We start from the raw sequence: 18,339 nt of genomic DNA on the forward strand, positions 1-18,339 counted from the left end.
CAGCCCAGCGAGATCACACCGGGGGATCAACTCAGAAACCGTGCGATATCGACGTAGAAGGCCAGCGCCATCAGTGAGATCAGCAACGCAATGCCGATGCGTTGGCCCTGCTCCTGCACCGCCTCAGACAAGGGGCGGCCGATCGCGCCTTCGATCGCGAAGTAGAGGAGATGACCGCCATCGAGCACCGGGATCGGGAACAGGTTGATCAAGCCGAGACTCACGCTCAGTAGGGCGAGGAACTGAACGAACGAAGACAAACCGTAGCTCGCGGTCTGACCCGCTGCATTGGCGATACCGATGGGGCTGCTGATGTTCTCGACCGAAGCCTTACCGACCAGCATCTTGCCGACGATCTGAAGGGTCAAGACCGACACATCGACCACCCGCCGCGCAGCCTGGCCAATGGCCTCGACAGGTCCGTAAGAGACCCAGACCTCTTGCTCGGCGAGCAACTCGTCGGGGAATTGGACACCCGCGCCGATGCGCCCACTCTGCCCACCGTCGACCTCGACCGACCGTGGGCGGATCGAGAGCGTCAAGCGCTCTGCCCCGCGCTGGATCAAGAGACGCAAGACCTGATCAGGGTGCGCCTGCACCGTCTCGACCAGCGCCTGCCAATCGCTCATCTCAACGCCATCGACTTGCAGCACCTGATCGCCGATCTTCAATCCCGCCTCCGCTGCCGGCTCGCCGGGGACCAGCTCGCCGATGACGGCAGGAATCAAGGGTGATGCGCGTTGCAGACCAATCGCATCGAGAAAGCCCTGGCCAGGCTCGAGATCGGCAAGCAGGTCGCCGTCTAGCACATGAACCTGTTCGCTGCCATCAGGGCGCCGGATACGGATGCTGAGGTCGTCCCCACCGATCCCTTCGGACAGGGTCGTGAGCCAGACGGCGTTCCAGGTCGGCGTCGGACGCTCATCAACCTCAAGCACCAGATCTCCGGACTCGAAGCCCGCCTTAGCAGCAATGCTTTGCGGCGCCACCTCGCCAATCTCAGGCTTTAGGCCCGACTGCCCCACCATGAACAGCAGCCAGTAGAGCAGAAAGGCGAACAGGAAATTGAACGCTGGACCGGCGACGACGATGGCCGAGCGCACCCAGAGCTTTTGCCGATTAAAGGCTTGCCCCAACTCGGCCTCAGGCACGGGCTCTTCTCGCTCGTCAAGCATCTTGACATAACCACCGGCCGGTATCGCCGCGATGACGTACTCGGTCGGATCGGCGCGCCGGCGCCAGGTCAGCAGCGGACGCCCGAAGCCAATCGAGAACCGCAGAACCTTGACACCGAGCCGACGCGCAACCCAGAAGTGCCCAAATTCGTGCACGGTGACCAGGACAATGATGGCGACTAGAAAGGCGCCAAGCTTGAGGAGCAGGTCCATCATGATGGGTTAAGCGACCATCTCGAGCAGGCTTTGTTCCGCAATCTCACGCGCCCGAGCATCGACTGCAAGCACCTGCTCGAGACCGTTGGCACCCACCGGCACGGCCGGCAGCTGGTCCATGGTGCGCTCGACCAGCGTCGCGATCTGGGTGAAACCGATCCGCTCGGCCAGGAAACCAGCCACCGCAACCTCATTGGCGGCGTTCAGCACCACCGGAGCGGTACCACCCTCGCCCGCGGCCCGGTACGCCAATGCGAGACAGGGAAAGCGGTCCAGCGCCGGCGGTTCGAAATCAAGCTGAGCGGTCATAAACAGGTCCAGCGGCTCGACACCAGAGGCCATCCGCTCCGGCCAAGCCAGGGCGTGCGCAATCGGCGTTCGCATATCCGGATTTCCGAGCTGGGCCAAGACCGAGCCGTCGGAGTACTGCACCATCGAGTGGATCACGCTCTGCGGATGCACTACGACCTGAATCTTGGCCGGTGAGGTATTGAACAGCCAGCAGGCCTCGATGATCTCCAGGCCTTTATTCATCATGGTCGCGGAATCCACCGAGATCTTGCGTCCCATCTGCCAATTCGGATGGGCGCAGGCCTGATCCGGCGTCACTGCCGCCAGCGACTCAGGCGCGGCATCACGGAACGGCCCACCCGAGGCGGTCAGTAGGATGCGCTCGACGCCACAGTTGCCGAGTCCATCGGCAAAGCTGGGCGGCATGCACTGAAAGATCGCGTTGTGTTCGCTATCGATCGGCAGAAGTAAAGCGTTGCTCTCCGCCACCGCCCGCATCATGATGTCCCCGGCCACCACCAGCGCCTCCTTGTTCGCCAGCAAGACGCGCTTACCAGCACGGGTCGCCGCCAACGTCGACGGCAGACCTGCCGCGCCAACGATGGCCGCCATCACATAATCGGCCTCGGGCAACGCGGCAACGCTGTTCAACGACTCGGCACCCGCAAGGACCTCGGGCGGCCGGGACATGTCCGCGAGCCGCTCACGCAACGCGACTGCGGCCGAGGCATCGACCATCACCGCATAGTCAGGCTCTACGCGTCGGCATTGCTCGGCCATGCGCTCGACGTTGCGGTGCGCGCTCAGCGCCACCACCCGAAAACGATCTGGATGCCGCAGCACGACATCGAGCGTACTGACGCCAATAGAGCCGGTCGAACCGAGCACCGTGATACCGATCATAGCCTCTCCTCCATCATTGCCCGCCGATGAGCCAGATGTAGCCTAGCGCAAAGATCGGAGCCGCTGCTGTCAGACTGTCGATGCGATCCAGTATGCCGCCATGGCCGGGCAATAGGGCGCCGGCATCTTTGATTCCACGCCGCCGCTTCAGCAAGCTCTCGAACAGATCGCCAACCACCGACATCACCGCGGTCAGGACACAGATCAGCACGAGAAGCAACATCTTCACTGCCGACAAGCCAAGCAGAATCGCAACGACCGCACCCCAGACAACCGCGGCAGCCAAGCCGGCATAGACGCCAGCACGCGTCTTGCCGGGACTGAGCAGAGCGGACAACTTTGCGCGGCCGAAGCGCCGCCCACCAAAATAGGCAGCAGAATCCGCGATCCAGATCAGCATCAGCAAACCCAGCGCAACGCCCGGGCCGTTGTCTGGGAGTCGGTGCAACTGCACCAACGCCAGCCAAGGCGCCACCAGCACCAAGAGACCCAACAGCAACAGCACCGGCTCGATCTGCGTTGGTTGATCGATGCGCTCAATCGAGACCAGCCGCACCGAGAGCACCAACCACCAGAGTGCGGCAGCGGCCAGGATAAAGCTATCGAACTGAGTGGCTGCAGCCAGCCAGAGGAAGAGCAGGCAGGCCAGCGTCAGCGCCACATAGCCAGCGCGCACCGCCCGCGCATCGAACCCCGCCAGCGCCGACCATTCCCAAGCGCCCATGGCGACAAACAGCGCCATCAACAGCGCCACCCAAGCCGTGGGCAACAGCAGCACGCCGACCATCACCAAGGGCGCTAGCAGGAGCGCGGTCAAAACCCGAGCACGCAACGCGGGCGTCCACCAACCAGCACGATCAGACGCCATAGACTTTGGCCAGTTCGGTGACCTGTTCACTGGTGAGGCCAAAGCGTCGCTGACGACGCCCGAAATCCTTCAGCGCAGCACCAAAGGCATCGGCATCAAACTCGGGCCACATCAGATCTGAGAAATAAAACTCGGCGTAGGCCGACTGCCACAGCAGAAAGTTACTGATGCGCTTCTCACCGCCGGTGCGGATGAACAGATCGGGCTCAGGTAGTCCGGCTGTGCAGAGGCGGGACTCGATGCGCTTCTCATCAATCGCGTCCGGCTCAAGTCGCCCGGCAGACACCTCTCGGGCCAGGGCGCGGACCGACTGCGCAATATCCCAGCGGCCGCCATAGTTCGCGGCCACCTGAAGCAGCAAGGCATCGCCTTCGCGGGTCGCCGCCTCGGCCGCAGCCAACTGACGTTGCAGCCTGTCCGAGAACGCGGATAGATCACCAATGAAGCGGAGCTTCACGCCGTGCTCCGCCAGGCGACTCACCTCAGCCCTCAGGGTACTCATGAAGAGTTCAAGCAAGGTGCTGACCTCAGATTTTGGCCGCCGCCAATTCTCGCTGCTAAACGCAAACAGGGTGAGGATCTTCACGCCGCTGCGCAGGCTCTGTTCGACCACAGCGCGAACGCTCTTAGCCCCAGCGCGGTGGCCCTGAGTCCTGGGCAAGCCACGTTGCCGCGCCCATCGCCCGTTGCCATCCATGATGATAGCGACATGATGAGGCACCTTGAACGGGACTCCTTCACGATCGACGACGGGCGCTAGGATCATCAGTGATCAGCGAGCTTCACAAGGCAGCAACCAGAGATGCGGAACAGTGGCCGCACTCAAATCGCCATCAGATCCTGCTCTTTCTCCTCCAAAATCTGATCGACCTCTTTAACGAACTGATCGGTCAGTTTTTGAACAATCTCTTGTCCGCGCCGCTCGTCATCTTCAGAGATGAGCTTTTCCTTGACCAGTTCCTTCAGCTCGTGATTAGCGTCGCGACGAATATTACGCACCGCAACACGTGCCTGTTCCGCTTCTCCCCGAGCGATGCGCTGCAAGTCACGGCGCCGTTCTTCTGTGAGTGCAGGCATCGGCACACGGATCACAGTGCCAGCGCTATTCGGGTTGACGCCGAGGTCCGACTGGATGATCGCCTTCTCAACCGCTTGCACCATGTTGCGCTCCCAGGGCGTCACGGTCAGCGTGCGTGCATCCTCAACGGCGACGTTCGCAACCTGATTGATGGGCACGTCGGAGCCGTAATAGCTCACCTTCAAGTGATCCAGCAACGACGGATGGGCGCGTCCGGTTCGGATCTTCGCGAGTTCGTGACGCAATGCCTCAGCGCTCTTGGACATCCGATCTGCCGCGTCTTTCTTGATGTCGTCGATCATTGTTGATTCCCAGTCACGACCAGCGAGCCAATATCCTCACCCGCCGCCACTCGGGCAAGCGCGCCGGCCTCATAAATGTTCAAGATGCGCAGCGGGATTCCATTGTCACGGCAGAGGACGATGGCCGTTGTGTCCATCACCTTGAGCCGTTCGGCGATGGCCTGATCATAGGTCAATCGCTTGTAGAAGGTTGCGTTCGGATTCGTCATCGGGTCGTCCGAAAAGACGCCATCGACCTTGGTCGCCTTGACCAGGAGATCAGCGCCGATCTCAACCGCACGCAAGCTTGCGGCTGAGTCAGTCGTAAAGAAGGGGTTGCCGGTGCCAGCGGCAAAGATGGTCACGAGCCCCTTCTCCAGATGCCGCAGCGCACGCCGGCGAATATAGTCTTCGCAGACCTGATTGACCTTCAGTGCCGACATCACTCGGGTTGGCACCGAGCGGCGCTCGAGTGCATCCTGCATCGCGAGCGCATTCATCAGCGTCGCCAACATCCCCATGTGATCGCCGGTCACGCGGTCCATGCCCTCAGCAGCGAGGGCCGCGCCACGAAAGATGTTTCCGCCGCCGATGACCAACGCCAGCTGTACCCCTTGGCGCGCTAGATCGGCAATGTCATCGGCGAGACGTCCCAACAACTTCGGGTCGATACCGCAGGACTCATCGCCGAGCAGCGCCTCGCCGCTCAGCTTCAACAGGATACGCCGATAGGGTGTCTGCGGCACGTTCCGATCCTTAAGCGTTGGATTAATGGTTGCCCTAGACCTGACCCGCTTGGGCCTTAACCTCTTCAGCGAAGTTTTCCACCTTCTTCTCGACCCCCTCGCCGACCTCCATCCGCACGAACCGCTTGACCTCGGCGCCACGCGCCTTGAGCAGATCGCCGACCTGGGTATCAGGGTCCTTGACGAAGGCCTGGCCGAGCAGGGTCACCTCTTCGAGATACTTCCGCATCCGCCCTTCAGTGATCTTATCGATGATGTTGGCCGGTTTGCCACTCTCGAGGGCCTGAGCCTGGAAGATCTCGCGCTCCTTTGCGAGCGCATCAGCCGGAACCTGTTCGGCCGAGACACAAAGCGGGCTCGACGCTGCGATGTGCATCGCAATATCGCGCCCAAGGGTCTCATCGCCGCCGAGCATCTCGACCAACACGGCGATACGCACGCCATGCCTGTAGCTGTACAGGTCGCCTTCGGGGGCATCGAAACGCTGCATGCGACGCACAGCAACATTCTCGCCGATCTTGGCGATCAGCGCCTGCCGCGCCTCCTCGACGGTCTCTCCGGAGCCGCCTGCCAACGGCTGAGCCGCGAGTGCGACCTCACCCGTTACACCGCTGGTCAGCGCCGTCTCGGCGACTGCGGCAGCGAACCCAGCAAAATGCTCGTCCTTGGCCACAAAGTCGGTCTCGCTATTGACCTCGACCACGACAGCGGTGCTGCCGTTATCGGCGATACGGAGCTCCGCGACGCCGTCAGCGGCAACCCGCCCGGCCTTCTTCGCAGCCTTTGCCTGCCCCGACTTGCGCATCGCCTCGATGGCAGCCTCAATATCGCCATTCGTCTCGACCAACGCCTTTTTGCATTCCATCATGCCGGCGCCGGTACGCTCGCGCAGCTCCTTGACCAGTGCGGCTGAAATCGCCATGAGTCACTCCAACAAAATTGATTGAAGCCCGAGACAGTCGCGCAGCGCGCTCGGGCAAGATTCGATCTGAATCCGATCGTTCAGCCTGCAGCGGCAGCCTCGGGCTCGTCGGCAAGGTCGCGACCGCCGGCCATCGCCGCCGCCGTCTGACGCCCGTCGAGGATGGCCGAGGCGGCGCCTTCGATGTAGAGCCGGACGGCACGGATCGCGTCGTCGTTGCCAGGGATCACATAGTCGACATGGCTCGGATCGTTGTTGGTATCGACAACGCCGACCACTGGCACGCCAAGCTTGTTGGCCTCGTTGACGGCGATCTTCTCGTGACCGACGTCGACCACGAATAAGGCATCAGGCAGACCGTTCATGTTCTTGATGCCGCCAAGGCTCAGCTCGAGCTTGTCCAGTTCGCGGCGCAGGGTGAGCTGCTCCTTCTTACCGAAGCGCTCGATGCTGCCGTCTTCGAACATCACCTCGAGCTCTTTGAGCCGCGCAATCGACTGCTTAACGGTCTTGAAGTTGGTCAGCATGCCGCCGAGCCAACGATGATTCACGAAGGGCATGTTGCAGCGCGTCGCTTCCTCACGGATTGCGTCTTGCGCCGCCCGCTTGGTGCCGACGAACAGGACCTTGCCACCATTCGCCGCAAGCTTGCCCAGATAACCCATCGCCTCCTGATAGAGCGGCAGGGTGCGCTCCAGGTTGACGATATGGATCTTGTTCCGCTGCCCAAAGATGTAGGCCGCCATCTTCGGGTTCCAGTAACGGGTCTGATGGCCGAAATGGACACCGGCCTGCAGCATATCCCGCATCGATACGTCGCTCATGAACCTGTACTCGTGTTGGGTTGGGCCTCCACGCACCCCATGATGCAACCTCTTATGAGGCACCCAGCATCATGTGTCGGCACGTGTGTGGCGTATTTTGATTGTCACGCCCTGCAGCCATCGGTCCTTGACCATAGCCGCCGGCAGCGACATCTCTATCTGGGATAAATACGGAGAACGGAACTGAGGTTGATTGCCCGACTCCGCTGCGTCTTATACCATGGCGGGTTTCATCGTCGCAAACCACAGCGACGTCGAGAAGACCCTCGTCGTTCTTCACGAGTATTCTCTATCGCGGGACTTTTTACCCTATGAGTGTTGCCATCAAGAGCGCCGAGGAAATCGAAAAGATGCGGGTTGCGGGCCGGCTGGCAGCGTCTGTGCTCGAGATGATCGAGCCACACGTGGTGCCCGGCGTTACCACCGACGAGCTCGACCGCATCTGCCACGCCTTCATCGTCAACCAGCTCGATGCGATTCCTGCACCGCTCAACTATCGCGGCTTCCCCCGCTCGATCTGCACCTCGGTTAACAATCAGGTTTGCCACGGTATTCCTGGCAATAAGCGCCTGAAGAAGGGCGATATCGTCAATATCGATATCACCGTCATCAAGGACGGCTACCACGGTGACACCAGCAAGATGTTCTACGTCGGCGAGCCGACAGTGCTGGCCCGAAGACTGGTCGAGATCACCCAACAGGCGATGCGTATCGGCATCGCCGCAGCAAGACCAGGCGCCACGCTTGGCGACATCGGTCATGCGATCCAGACCTTTGTCGAGCGTCATCGTTTCTCGGTGGTGCGCGAGTACTGCGGTCATGGCATCGGACGCGAATTCCACGAAGAGCCGCAGGTGCTCCATTACGGCAAGCCAGGCGACGGGCTCCGGCTGCAGGCGGGCATGTGCTTCACGATCGAGCCGATGGTCAATGCCGGCAAACGCCAGGTCAAACTCCTCCCCGATGGCTGGACCGTGGTCACCAAGGATCGCGCCCTCTCGGCACAGTGGGAGCACACCATCCTGATCACCGACGACGGCCACGAGGTCTTAACGCTGCGCCAGGAAGAGCTGGCGCAGGCCGCCGGGTCAGACGCCGAGCAAGGCCCCGAGCAGGCGGTCGAAACAGCCACGGGCAGCGCAACGCCGGCTCAGCTTCGCACAGGCACCGGATGAGAACCGAGGGCACGCCTGGATTCGACCTGCTGGAGCGCGAGGCCGAGCTGCTCAGCGCCGATCCCGGCAGCGCCCTGAAGGGGTTTCGGCAGACCCTCAAGGAGGGTCGTGAGCGCCTGTTTGAGAGCTACGCACAGGGGGTCCCGGTCGGCCAGCTGCTCGCCGCGCGCTCCGCGCTGGTCGACATGGTGCTGCGCTGTGCTTGGCAGCGCATCATGCCAGCGCCCAGCGTGGGCGCCCTGATCGCCGTTGGTGGCTATGGCCGCGCTGAGCTGCATCCGGCATCCGATATCGACCTCTTGATCCTCGTCGACGAAGACTCGCTCGAGTCCTTGCAAGGGCCACTCACCGAGCTCGTGACCTTCCTCTGGGATATCGGTGTCGAGCTCGGCCATTCGGTCCGGACCCTATCGGAGTGCGCTACCGCTGCGGCCGATGATCTGACGGTCATCAGCAATCTGATCGAGGCCCGTTTCATCACCGGACGCTATGCGCTCTTCGATCAGCTACAGTCAGCCATCGCGCCAGACCAACTCTGGCCCACCGACCGCTTCTTCGAGGCCAAGATCGATGAGCAGCACAAGCGTTGGCGGCGCTATGGCGAGACCGCCTACAACCTCGAGCCGAACATCAAGGAGAACCCAGGCGGGCTGCGCGACATCCAGATGATCTCTTGGGTGACCAAGCGTCACTTCGGATCAGACTCGTTGCATGAGCTGGTCGAGCATGGCTTCCTGACCGAGAGCGAGCATCTCGCCCTAATCGAAGGCCGCGCCCTGCTGTGGCGGATTCGCTTTGCGCTGCATCGGCTCACCGGCCGTCACGAAGACCGGCTGCTGTTCGACTATCAGCGCACCCTCGCCGACCAATTCGGCTACCGTGACCACAACGACAATCTCGCCGTGGAGCAGTTCATGCAGCAGTACTATCGTACGGTGATGGAGCTGAACCGACTCAATGAGATGCTGCTGCAACTGTTCCGCGAGGCGATCTTGCTGCAGGATCGCATCGGCCCGCCGGAGCCCATCAATCGCCGTTTCCAAAGCCGCGGCGGTTACCTGGAAGTCACCCACGAGCGCGTCTTTCGACAGCGCCCGATCGCGCTGCTCGAGGTCTTCCATCTGCTGCAGCTGCGCCCGAACCTGCGCGGCGTGCGCGCCTCGACGATTCGCTTGATCCGCGAAAACCGGCATCGAATCGACGACGACTTCCGGGAAGACGTGCGCGCACGCAGCCTATTCATGGAGATCCTGCGCCATCCGAGCGGGGTCACCCAAACACTGCGGCGCATGAACCGCTACGGCGTGCTCGCTACCTACATCCCCGCGTTTGCCAATATCGTCGGACGCATGCAGTACGACCTCTTCCACGTCTACACCGTCGACGAGCACACCTTACGGGTGCTGCGCAATCTGCGCCGCTTCTCAGTGCCCGAGCACGACAACGAGCTTCCGCTGTGTAGCGCCGTAGCGAGGCGAGTCCCAAAGCTCGAGATCCTGTATCTCGCTGGTCTCTTCCACGACATCGGCAAAGGCCGCGGCGGCGATCATTCGCTGCTCGGCGCCCATGACGCCTGGGACTTCTGCCAGCTGCATTATCTCAGCGAGTTCGATAGCCGGCTGGTCGCCTGGCTGGTCGAGCACCATCTATTAATGTCCGTCACCGCGCAGCGCAAAGACATCTCAGACCCGGCCGTGATCCAAGCCTTCGCCGAGCAGGTTGGCGACATCAACCGACTCGACTACCTCTACCTACTCACCGTCGCCGACGTGCGCGGCACCAATCCGAAGCGCTGGAGCAGTTGGAAAGACGCCTTGCTGCGCGAGCTCTATCAAGCCGCTCGGCGCTGCCTTGACCGCGGACTCGACAATCCACAAGCGCAGGACGTACTGATCGAGCAAAAGCAGATCGAGGCCATGCGCATCCTCGCGCGCCAAGGTGTCGAGGCCGAGGACTGTCGCAACCTCTGGTTCCGCTTCTCGGTCGACTTCTTTGCACCCAGCCAGCCGGAGGAGATCGCCTGGCAAACCAAGCGCATCCTCGACGCCAGTCCCGAGGAGCTGCCGATCGTCAGTCTGCGCCTATTGCCAAACCGCGGTTGTACCGAGATCTTCATCTACACGCAGGACCGCGAGAGCCTGTTCGTGCAGATCACCGCCCTGCTCGATCAGCGCAACCTCGACATCGTCAACGCCCGCATCATGACCACCGACGACGACATCGCGCTGAACGTCTTCCAAGTGCTCACACGCGACCATGAACCCTTGGACGAGGGCGAGCCCAGCGACGATTTGGCAAATGAGCTGCGCCACGAACTCCAGCAACCGCCAAACGCCGAGCTACGCGTCAACCGCCGGCTACCGCGTCAACTGCGCTATTTCCCAATCGAAACCCGCATCAGTTTTACCGAGGATGCGACCAATCAACGCACGCTGATGCATCTCACCACGCGTGACCGACCCGGCCTGCTCGCCGAGATCGGCGCCGTGTTCGAAGGCTGTGACATCCAGGTGCAAGGGGCTAAAATCGCCACGGTCGGCGCCGAGGTGGAAGACGTCTTCTTCATTGCCACCCGAGATGGAACCCCAGTGCGCTGCGGGCAGACCCTGAGCTGCCTGCGGCGGGAAGTCCATGACCGCCTTGACCAGGCGCCGGGTGGCTAACCTTCTCGCTATTGAAATCCGGCAGACGCATCACAGCTCATTGACGGCAATGCCTTTTTCCGGATCGATCATGTCCATCACACGCCTGCTCACACTCCTGTTCATCACCCTGTTCTCGAGCGGCCAGAGTGGCGCCGCAGAACGCGAAGATCGCTCTGCAAACGCGGATCAGGGAGTGCAAACAGCGCAAAACGAGCCCTTGGAACAGGGCGATACCTCGCAACCAGGCATCACTCGCCCCCCCTATCAGCCAGTCCCTCAGGCAGCGCCGTATCAGACGAACGGATCAGCGCCTTACATCCGGCCTGCGCCCATGCCGGCCGCAGGCTTGGCTATCGAGCCGCGGCGAGCGGAGCCGAGCAGCCCACAGTCACAGGTGCCGCGTTGGCTCGAGGAGGTACGCGCTCAGCGGCGTGCCCTATATGAGCAACGCCGGGCAGCGCATCAAGCGCGCATCGACGCATTCGATCCGATTGGCAGCGCCAAGCGCGATGAGCGCCATGAGCTGCAGCGACGACACCAAGAAGAGCGGCGCGAGCTGATCGAGAGCGAGCGCCGCCTTTACCTCAATCGCGGCCCTTGGCTCAGCCCCTTGGCTCCTATGCCTCCGCCTTCAGCCGAACCCGACCCATTGGCCCGCGGCAGTCTCGAATCCCGCAGCCAGCAGCCGGCCCAGGGTAGCAGCCCCCAGACACCCTCAGACTGGAACAATCTCTGGTATTACAAGGGTTGGTGACCGGTTACGACTGTTCGATCAGCTCAAGCGCATTGGCATCCGGATCACGCGTGAACAGTGCTCGGCGTCCGGAACGACTCAGGCGATAGGCGATGCCGGCGGCATCGAGCACGGCAGCAACCGCATCAAGATCAGCCACCGTCGCAGCCAGATGCCGATCGCGCCCACCATGGTCAGGGCGCGCCTCAACCGGATCCGGATTCGGCAGCTCCAGCAGGTGGATCTGCTGCCCACCAAGCTTCAACCAGGCACCGGGATAACCCAGGTCTGGTCGCCCAGGCTCCACCTCGAGCCCCAGCAAGTCGCGATAGAAGCCCAAGGCGCGCTCAGTGTCGGCGACGATGAGGCTGACATGGTGGATAGCATGAATCAAACGCATCGAAATCTGCTCCAGTAGGTTGTACCGATTAGCCGAGCACCAGCGTTGAATCAATCGCTTGACCTGCCGGGATGACGACGCGCCATGAAGCTGAGCGCCAGCACTCGAGTGGAGCAGATCAGCCCCCTGGCCTATACTGGCGGATTGTTCATCGAAACCTTGCTTGATCGAAGCCTTCTTGCAACGGCCCCGCAGCTTAACATCCGCAGGTCGACCGCTCGCCCGTCATGAATCCAAACCTCAGCCGCCTACAACCCTATCCATTCGAGAAGCTGGCGGCGCTGATGCAGGATATCGAGCCGCCGGCCGACATCCCGGCGATCGCGCTCTCGATTGGCGAGCCGAAGCATTCAACGCCATCGTTCATCGCCAACGCGCTGCTCGCGCATGTGCACCAGCTCTCCGTCTACCCAAGCACACGCGGGCTGATCGAGCTACGCCAGGCGATCGCCGACTGGCTCGGTCGCCGCTACGGGCTTGGCCCCAGCGGTATCGACCCGCAGACCCAGGTGCTACCGGTCAACGGCACGCGCGAGGCGCTCTTCGCGTTTGCCCAAGCGGTGATCGACCCGCGCGAGGATGCGCTGGTGCTGATGCCGAACCCCTTCTACCAGATCTACGAAGGTGCCGCACTGCTCGCGGGTGCCACGCCCCATCTGCTCCCCTGCACCGAGGAGACGCAGTGGCTGCCCGACCTCGAGTCTGTCCCGGAAACGGTTTGGGAGCGATGCCGACTCACCTACATCTGCTCGCCCGGCAATCCGACCGGCGCGGTGATGGATCAGGCCCAGCTGATGCGGCTGATCGAGCTGGCACAGCGGCACGACTTCATCATCGCCTCCGATGAATGCTACGCCGAACTCTATCTTGACGAGGCGAGTCCACCGCCCGGGTTGCTGCAGGCCGCCGCAGCGCTTGGTCTCGACGACTATCGCCGTTGCCTCTGTTTCCATAGCCTGTCGAAACGTTCGAATGCGCCTGGACTCCGCTCTGGCTTCGTCGCTGGCGATGCGCAGCTGATCGAGCCGTTCTTCCGGTACCGCACCTACCATGGCTGCGCGATGCCGTTGCAGCATCAGCAGGCGAGCCTGCTGGCCTGGCAAGATGAGGCGCATGTAATCGAGAATCGGCACCTGTATCGCGAGAAGTTTGCCGCCGTGACCGCAATTCTGGACGGCGTGCTCGCGTTCAGCACACCACCGGCCGGCTTCTATCTCTGGCCGCATACGCCGATCTCGGATACCGAGTTCGCGCGCCGTCTACTCGCCGAGCAACATCTGCGCGTGCTGCCCGGGAGCTTCCTGTCGCGCGCCGACGAGCACGGCGACCCCGGCCTGAACCATATCCGCATGGCGCTGGTGCCACCGCTCGATGACTGCATCGAAGCCGCGGAGCGCATCCGCGCCGTCTGCGAGCGGTTATGAACAACCACAGATAAACACAGATCAATATGGATAGAAACGGCGAGGATCTATGTCCATCTGGGGTTCGCAATCTTTGCGGATAAAGCGACAAGGTTTGCCAGAAATGGCCTTAGAAAGTATCCATCAACTTCTTCCCGATTTTATGGCCAGTGTTGAGCGATCATCGGTAAGTAGAAAGTGGACAGCCACTTAGCAACGCCTGTCCAACCCCCTTCTCTCCACCGCTCTCTTTTCATTAGTCTCCACAGGAGCCCCCCATGTCCGACCAGCACAGCGAACAACAAGCCATCATCGAGCAGGCCTTCGAGCACCGCGCCGAGATCACCCCACGCACGGTCGAGACCCGCGTGCGCGATGCCGTCATCGACACCATCGAACGCCTGGATTGCGGTGAGCTACGCGTCGCCCAGCCACACGACGGTGACTGGATGGTCAACGACTGGATCAAGAAGGCGGTGCTGCTCTCGTTCCGGATCGAAGACAATCAGTTCATCAAGGGCGGCTTCACCAACTATTACGACAAGGTGCCCTCGAAGTTCGCCGATGTCAGCTCCAAGGACTTCCGCGACGGCGGCGTGCGCGTGGTCCCGCCGGCCACCGCCCGACGCGGCTCCTACATCGCGCCGAGCTGTGTGCTCATGCCCTCCTACGTCAACATCGGCGCCTATGTCGACTCGGGCACCATGGTCGACACCTGGGCCACGGTCGGCTCCTGCGCGCAGATCGGCAAGAACGTGCATCTGTCCGGCGGCGTCGGCATCGGCGGCGTGCTCGAGCCGATCCAGGCCGCGCCGACCATTATCGAAGACGGCTGCTTCATCGGCGCCCGCTCGGAGATCGTCGAAGGCGTCATCGTCGAGCAGGGCGCAGTGATCTCGATGGGCGTCTACATCGGCCAGAGCACCAAGATCTATCATCGCGAGACCGGAGAGATCACCTATGGCCGAGTGCCGGCTGGCGCTGTCGTCGTCCCCGGCAACCTGCCCGCGAAAGACGGCAGCCACAGCCTCTACTGCGCGGTGATCATCAAGCAGGTCGACGAGAAGACCCGCGGCAAGGTCGGCATCAACGAGTTGCTGCGCGATATCTGAGCGCAACCTCCCGCCAGCCCGCCCACCCGGTTTTCGACAAGGTCCCGATCCGTGTCCCAAGTACTCAAGCTCTATGGCATTCGCAACTGCGACCGCATGAACAAGGCGCGCGCCTGGCTCGACGCCCAGGGCATCGCCTACCAGTTCCACGACTACAAGACGCAGGGATTGGACGAGGCGCTGCTGCGCGATTGGATCAGCACGCTCGGCTGGGAGGCGCTGATCAACCGGCGTGGCCAGACCTGGCGCAAGCTCGATCCGGCCCTGCGCGAGGGCATGGACGAGGACCAGGCCATCCGGGTGATGCTCGAGCAGCCCTCGATCATCCGCCGGCCGCTGCTTGATACCGGCGAGCAGCGCTATCTCGGCTTCTCCGAGGCCGAGTACGCGGCGATCTTTCGCTGAGCGTCCTTTTCAGTATCGCCGGCCCGCGATGCGCCGGCTCCAGGTTGATGAGCCCCACGATGTCTTTCGATTCCACTGCCGATTCTTTGGCCTCCCCAACCTTAGAACTGGCCCGAGACCTGATCCGGCGCCACTCGGTCACCCCAGAAGACGCCGGCTGCCAGCCATTGATGGCCGAGCGGTTGGCGGCGCTCGGCTTCCGCATCGAGCCGATGCGCTTCGGCGAGGTCGATAACCTTTGGGCACGCCGCGGCAGCGACGGCCCGCTGTTCTGTTTCGCCGGCCATACCGATGTGGTGCCGCCAGGCCCGCTCACCGACTGGGCCTCTGATCCGTTCACCCCCGAGATCCGCGACGGCCTGCTCTACGGTCGCGGCGCCTGCGACATGAAAGGCTCGCTGGCGGCCATGATCACCGCGACCGAGCGGTTCATCGCTGAACACCCCGATCACCGGGGCTCGATCGCCTTCTTGATCACCAGCGACGAGGAAGGCCCGTCGATTGACGGCACCCGGCGCGTGGTCGAAGCACTTTCAGCCCGCGATGAGCGCATCGACTATGCGCTGGTCGGTGAACCTTCGAGCCATCAGCGGCTCGGCGACGTGATCAAGAACGGCCGCCGCGGCAGCCTCGGCGGCCGGCTGCGCATCCGCGGCAAGCAAGGCCATGTCGCCTATCCGCAACTCGCCGACAACCCCGTGCACCGCGCGGCGCCGGCCTTGGCCGAACTCTGCGCGGCCTCTTGGGATCAGGGCAACGACCACTTCCCGCCGACCAGCTTCCAGATCTCGAACATCCACGCCGGCACGGGTGCCGATAATGTGATTCCCGGCGAGCTGGAGGTCCTGTTCAATCTACGCTTCTCCACCGAGCAGACGCCAGAGCGGCTCCAGCAGCGCATCCACGCCATCCTCGACCGCCACGGCCTCGACCACCAGATCGACTGGCGCGTCTCCGGGCATCCGTTCCTCACCCCGGCAGGCGCCCTCGTCGAGGCCGCCCAAGCCGCCATCCTCAGCGTTACCGGCCAGCCAACTCAGCTTTCAACCGTCGGTGGCACCTCCGATGGCCGCTTCATCGCCCCCACCGGCGCCCAAGTCGTCGAACTCGGGCCGATCAACGCCACCATCCACAAGGTCAACGAATGCGTTGGCGTCGACGAACTCGAGCAGCTCTCAGCCATCTACAGCGACATCTTGCGCCGACTACTCAGATAAACACTCAGCCCCTCATTCACCACTCGCTACCCACCCACTCACTACAGGAATCCCGCGTTCGTCTACCGCGATTTCCGCTGATGCGCATGAGTCGCGAACAGGGTCTTGAAACGCTTGGCGTTCTCGGCACTGTCGAAAGCGGCAAAGACCTCATTGAAGGTCGCACGCGCGCTGGCCTGATCACTCAGGAGCTGACCAATCAGTGCGCCCATTGCAAGTAAGGTTGCGGGCGGAAGCCCATTCTTGCTGGCATTGGAGCTCGTGCTAGTGACGCTGGACTTGGCACCGGCACCCGTATTGGCATCGGGATTGGCGCGAGTACCGGCACTGGCATTGACGCTCGACTCGGCATGCTCGCGCAGATGCTGTGCCTGCACGGCGGTATCCTGAAATCGCCCCAGATTATCCAGCAGTAGCTTGGTCTGTTTGATTTGCTCACGCACCTGCCCCTTTGGGTACAGGCTCTGGAAAAATTCCATCAGATAGCGCAGCTTCTTGCAGCTCTTGCGCAGCTCATGGAGAGACTCAGGGGGCGAATCCTGGGTGATCGCCCTACCCTCCGCGCGCACTCGCTTGAGCATCTTGCGAATGCGCTGATCCGCGACCTGCTTGATCGGCACCGCGGCCTGTTTTGGCAATAGCGCTTGTCTCGGCAACCCAGCATCACTTGGCAACGGGCTATGACGCGGGTGTGCGTGTCGCTTTTGATCGCGGAAGTCAATCGCTTCAGCGGTCGGCGCTTCAGAGACCAGCACCTCTGACTCGAGAAAGCAGTGCCAATCTCGTAGCAGGCTGTTGAACGCTGTCGATCCAAGCTCAGCTGCAAGCTGACGCTGAGCCTCCGCATGCTGCCAGACGAGCTGCTCATGCAGCGGCTTCAAGTCGCCGCGCAAAGCGGGCGGCAATCGTCGCTCCATATCCGGAAAATCGAGTAGATAGACATCCAGATCGCGCACTGGACCGGTCACCTGCTGCAGCCAGGCGAAGCGCTGCTTGAAATCAGCGACCAGGGCTTCTGGAAACACACCCTTGATCTGGCTCAGGGCCGAGCGTGTGCGGCGGGTCGCAACCCGCAGATCATGCAAGAACTCGCTATCGAGATTCTGGCGCGCGCCCTCGAGATTGGCCTCAAGCGTCTCGAGCAGTCCGCGCAGGATCTGTTTTGTCGCCAGATCGGCACGCTGACCAGGATGGAGCTTCTGATCAAGCTTGGTCGAATAAGCGCCGGGTCGATGACCCGCGGCCAGCAGCGCCTCCTGTGCCAGCGATTCTTGTGCTAACGGTTCCTCGAGTGCGGATAATCCAAGCCGCTTTTCCAGCACCAGCCGCGCCTGTTCGAAGGCCTCCGCGTAGCCCCTGATGGGCAGCAGCCTCAGCCGACACCTCAGGTCTCCGTGACGGCCAGCATTCGGCTCTCGGAAGCGGTTCTGCTCGACCACCAGCCGCACGACGGTCTTCTCATCCTCATTCAACAAGCGCACAGGCGTCTGTTGCGAGATCACCTCCACCATTGGCAGCAGCCGACGCATCTCAAGCAGAGGCGCAAGCCGATCCCGCACCGGTCCAGCCGGCATCTCATCAAGCAGCCCAGGCTCGGATTCGAGCGGCTGTATGATCGGCGCAGCATCGGGCTCACGGAGATCGCGCCAGCACAGTATCGAACGCGCCGGCTGCGCGCCCGCAAACAGACTCATTGTTAGATACGGCGTCGTTGGATCCGGCGACGCCGAGGTCTCACCACAACAGCCTTCGAGGCTGACATCTGCAACGAACAGCCGCCAGTCGAAGCTGTCGTAAAAGCGACGACTCAGCGTGACGTCCGGTTCTCGCGCAGCAGGGATCAGCTCATCAATCGCATCGATCAGCGCATGCCGCTCGAGCCCAGATGGGACCAAGAACTCGGCCGCCCCTGAGGTGATTTGGCGCATCTTATGAAAGCTCTCGA

Annotated in this window: 17 protein-coding genes; 7 read left to right on the top strand and 10 right to left on the bottom strand. The window is 62.2% G+C overall.

From position 1 onward, the window contains the following. Nucleotides 1-26: 26 nt before the first annotated feature. The 8 genes from rseP to rpsB all read right to left on the bottom strand — a co-directional run bounded on the left by rseP (nt 27) and on the right by rpsB (nt 7,289). Nucleotides 27-1,391: an RIP metalloprotease RseP gene (gene rseP / locus CCR96_RS19905; RefSeq protein ID WP_338035920.1), complete on the bottom strand. Its 1,365-nt coding sequence runs from the start codon at nt 1,389-1,391 to the stop codon at nt 27-29. A gap of 6 nt (nt 1,392-1,397) precedes the next feature. After that, on the bottom strand, nt 1,398-2,585 hold the full coding sequence (gene ispC, locus CCR96_RS19910; protein WP_201222681.1) for a 1-deoxy-D-xylulose-5-phosphate reductoisomerase: 1,188 nt from the start codon (nt 2,583-2,585) through the stop codon (nt 1,398-1,400). A 13-nt stretch (nt 2,586-2,598) separates the two neighbouring features. After that, a complete protein-coding gene (locus tag CCR96_RS19915; RefSeq protein ID WP_201222683.1) occupies nt 2,599-3,453 on the bottom strand; it encodes a phosphatidate cytidylyltransferase in 855 nt (284 codons plus the stop codon). Then, the gene (gene uppS / locus CCR96_RS19920; protein WP_201222689.1) at nt 3,443-4,219 is read right to left on the bottom strand and encodes a polyprenyl diphosphate synthase; all 777 of its coding nucleotides are present in this window, start codon (nt 4,217-4,219) and stop codon (nt 3,443-3,445) included. Before uppS ends, CCR96_RS19915 begins: the two co-directional genes overlap by 11 nt. A gap of 56 nt (nt 4,220-4,275) precedes the next feature. Further along, a complete protein-coding gene (gene frr, locus CCR96_RS19925) occupies nt 4,276-4,833 on the bottom strand; it encodes a ribosome recycling factor (protein WP_201222690.1) in 558 nt (185 codons plus the stop codon). Next, a complete protein-coding gene (gene pyrH / locus CCR96_RS19930) occupies nt 4,830-5,558 on the bottom strand; it encodes a UMP kinase (protein ID WP_201222691.1) in 729 nt (242 codons plus the stop codon). The genes frr and pyrH overlap by 4 nt, the downstream gene beginning before the upstream one ends. Nucleotides 5,559-5,592: 34 nt before the next feature. Next, nucleotides 5,593-6,480 carry a translation elongation factor Ts gene (gene tsf / locus CCR96_RS19935; protein WP_201222692.1) on the bottom strand — a complete coding sequence of 296 codons (888 nt, stop codon included), beginning with the start codon at nt 6,478-6,480 and terminating at the stop codon, nt 5,593-5,595. Between the two features lie 80 nt (nt 6,481-6,560). Continuing rightward, nucleotides 6,561-7,289, bottom strand: a complete 729-nt coding sequence (rpsB, locus tag CCR96_RS19940; RefSeq protein WP_201222979.1) for a 30S ribosomal protein S2 — start codon at nt 7,287-7,289, stop codon at nt 6,561-6,563. 326 nt (nt 7,290-7,615) lie between these two features. Here rpsB and map point away from each other — a divergent pair, with 326 nt between their 5' ends. From map to CCR96_RS19955, 3 genes are all read left to right on the top strand, one after another. Further along, nucleotides 7,616-8,479, top strand: a complete 864-nt coding sequence (gene map, locus CCR96_RS19945) for a type I methionyl aminopeptidase (RefSeq protein ID WP_201222694.1) — start codon at nt 7,616-7,618, stop codon at nt 8,477-8,479. Continuing rightward, the gene (gene glnD, locus CCR96_RS19950; RefSeq protein WP_201222696.1) at nt 8,476-11,142 is read left to right on the top strand and encodes a [protein-PII] uridylyltransferase; all 2,667 of its coding nucleotides are present in this window, start codon (nt 8,476-8,478) and stop codon (nt 11,140-11,142) included. The genes map and glnD overlap by 4 nt, the downstream gene beginning before the upstream one ends. 70 nt (nt 11,143-11,212) lie before the next feature. Continuing rightward, on the top strand, nt 11,213-11,878 hold the full coding sequence (locus CCR96_RS19955; RefSeq protein WP_201222698.1) for a hypothetical protein: 666 nt from the start codon (nt 11,213-11,215) through the stop codon (nt 11,876-11,878). Between the two features lie 4 nt (nt 11,879-11,882). Here the strand turns inward: CCR96_RS19955 and CCR96_RS19960 are convergent, their stop codons facing one another. Beyond that, on the bottom strand, nt 11,883-12,257 hold the full coding sequence (locus CCR96_RS19960; RefSeq protein WP_201222707.1) for a VOC family protein: 375 nt from the start codon (nt 12,255-12,257) through the stop codon (nt 11,883-11,885). Between the two features lie 227 nt (nt 12,258-12,484). On the opposite strand from CCR96_RS19960, the gene dapC reads away from it, so the two are divergent. The 4 genes from dapC to dapE all read left to right on the top strand — a co-directional run bounded on the left by dapC (nt 12,485) and on the right by dapE (nt 16,394). Next, nucleotides 12,485-13,681, top strand: coding sequence for a succinyldiaminopimelate transaminase (gene dapC / locus CCR96_RS19965; RefSeq protein WP_201222715.1), 1,197 nt, complete (start codon nt 12,485-12,487; stop codon nt 13,679-13,681). Nucleotides 13,682-13,938: 257 nt separating this feature from the next. Continuing rightward, nucleotides 13,939-14,772, top strand: a complete 834-nt coding sequence (gene dapD / locus CCR96_RS19970) for a 2,3,4,5-tetrahydropyridine-2,6-dicarboxylate N-succinyltransferase (RefSeq protein WP_201222717.1) — start codon at nt 13,939-13,941, stop codon at nt 14,770-14,772. Nucleotides 14,773-14,823: 51 nt separating this feature from the next. Beyond that, nucleotides 14,824-15,177 (top strand): ArsC family reductase, encoded by a 354-nt coding sequence (locus tag CCR96_RS19975; protein ID WP_201222719.1) that lies wholly within the window; start codon nt 14,824-14,826, stop codon nt 15,175-15,177. Nucleotides 15,178-15,236: 59 nt separating this feature from the next. After that, nucleotides 15,237-16,394 carry a succinyl-diaminopimelate desuccinylase gene (gene dapE, locus CCR96_RS19980; RefSeq protein WP_201222728.1) on the top strand — a complete coding sequence of 386 codons (1,158 nt, stop codon included), beginning with the start codon at nt 15,237-15,239 and terminating at the stop codon, nt 16,392-16,394. Nucleotides 16,395-16,456: 62 nt separating this feature from the next. Here dapE and CCR96_RS19985 read toward each other — a convergent pair whose 3' ends face one another. Next, nucleotides 16,457-18,322 (bottom strand): CYTH and CHAD domain-containing protein, encoded by a 1,866-nt coding sequence (locus tag CCR96_RS19985; protein ID WP_201222730.1) that lies wholly within the window; start codon nt 18,320-18,322, stop codon nt 16,457-16,459. Nucleotides 18,323-18,339: the final 17 nt, after the last annotated feature.

Source organism: Halochromatium roseum (assembly GCF_016653315.1).
Lineage (GTDB): Bacteria > Pseudomonadota > Gammaproteobacteria > Chromatiales > Chromatiaceae > Lamprobacter > Lamprobacter roseus.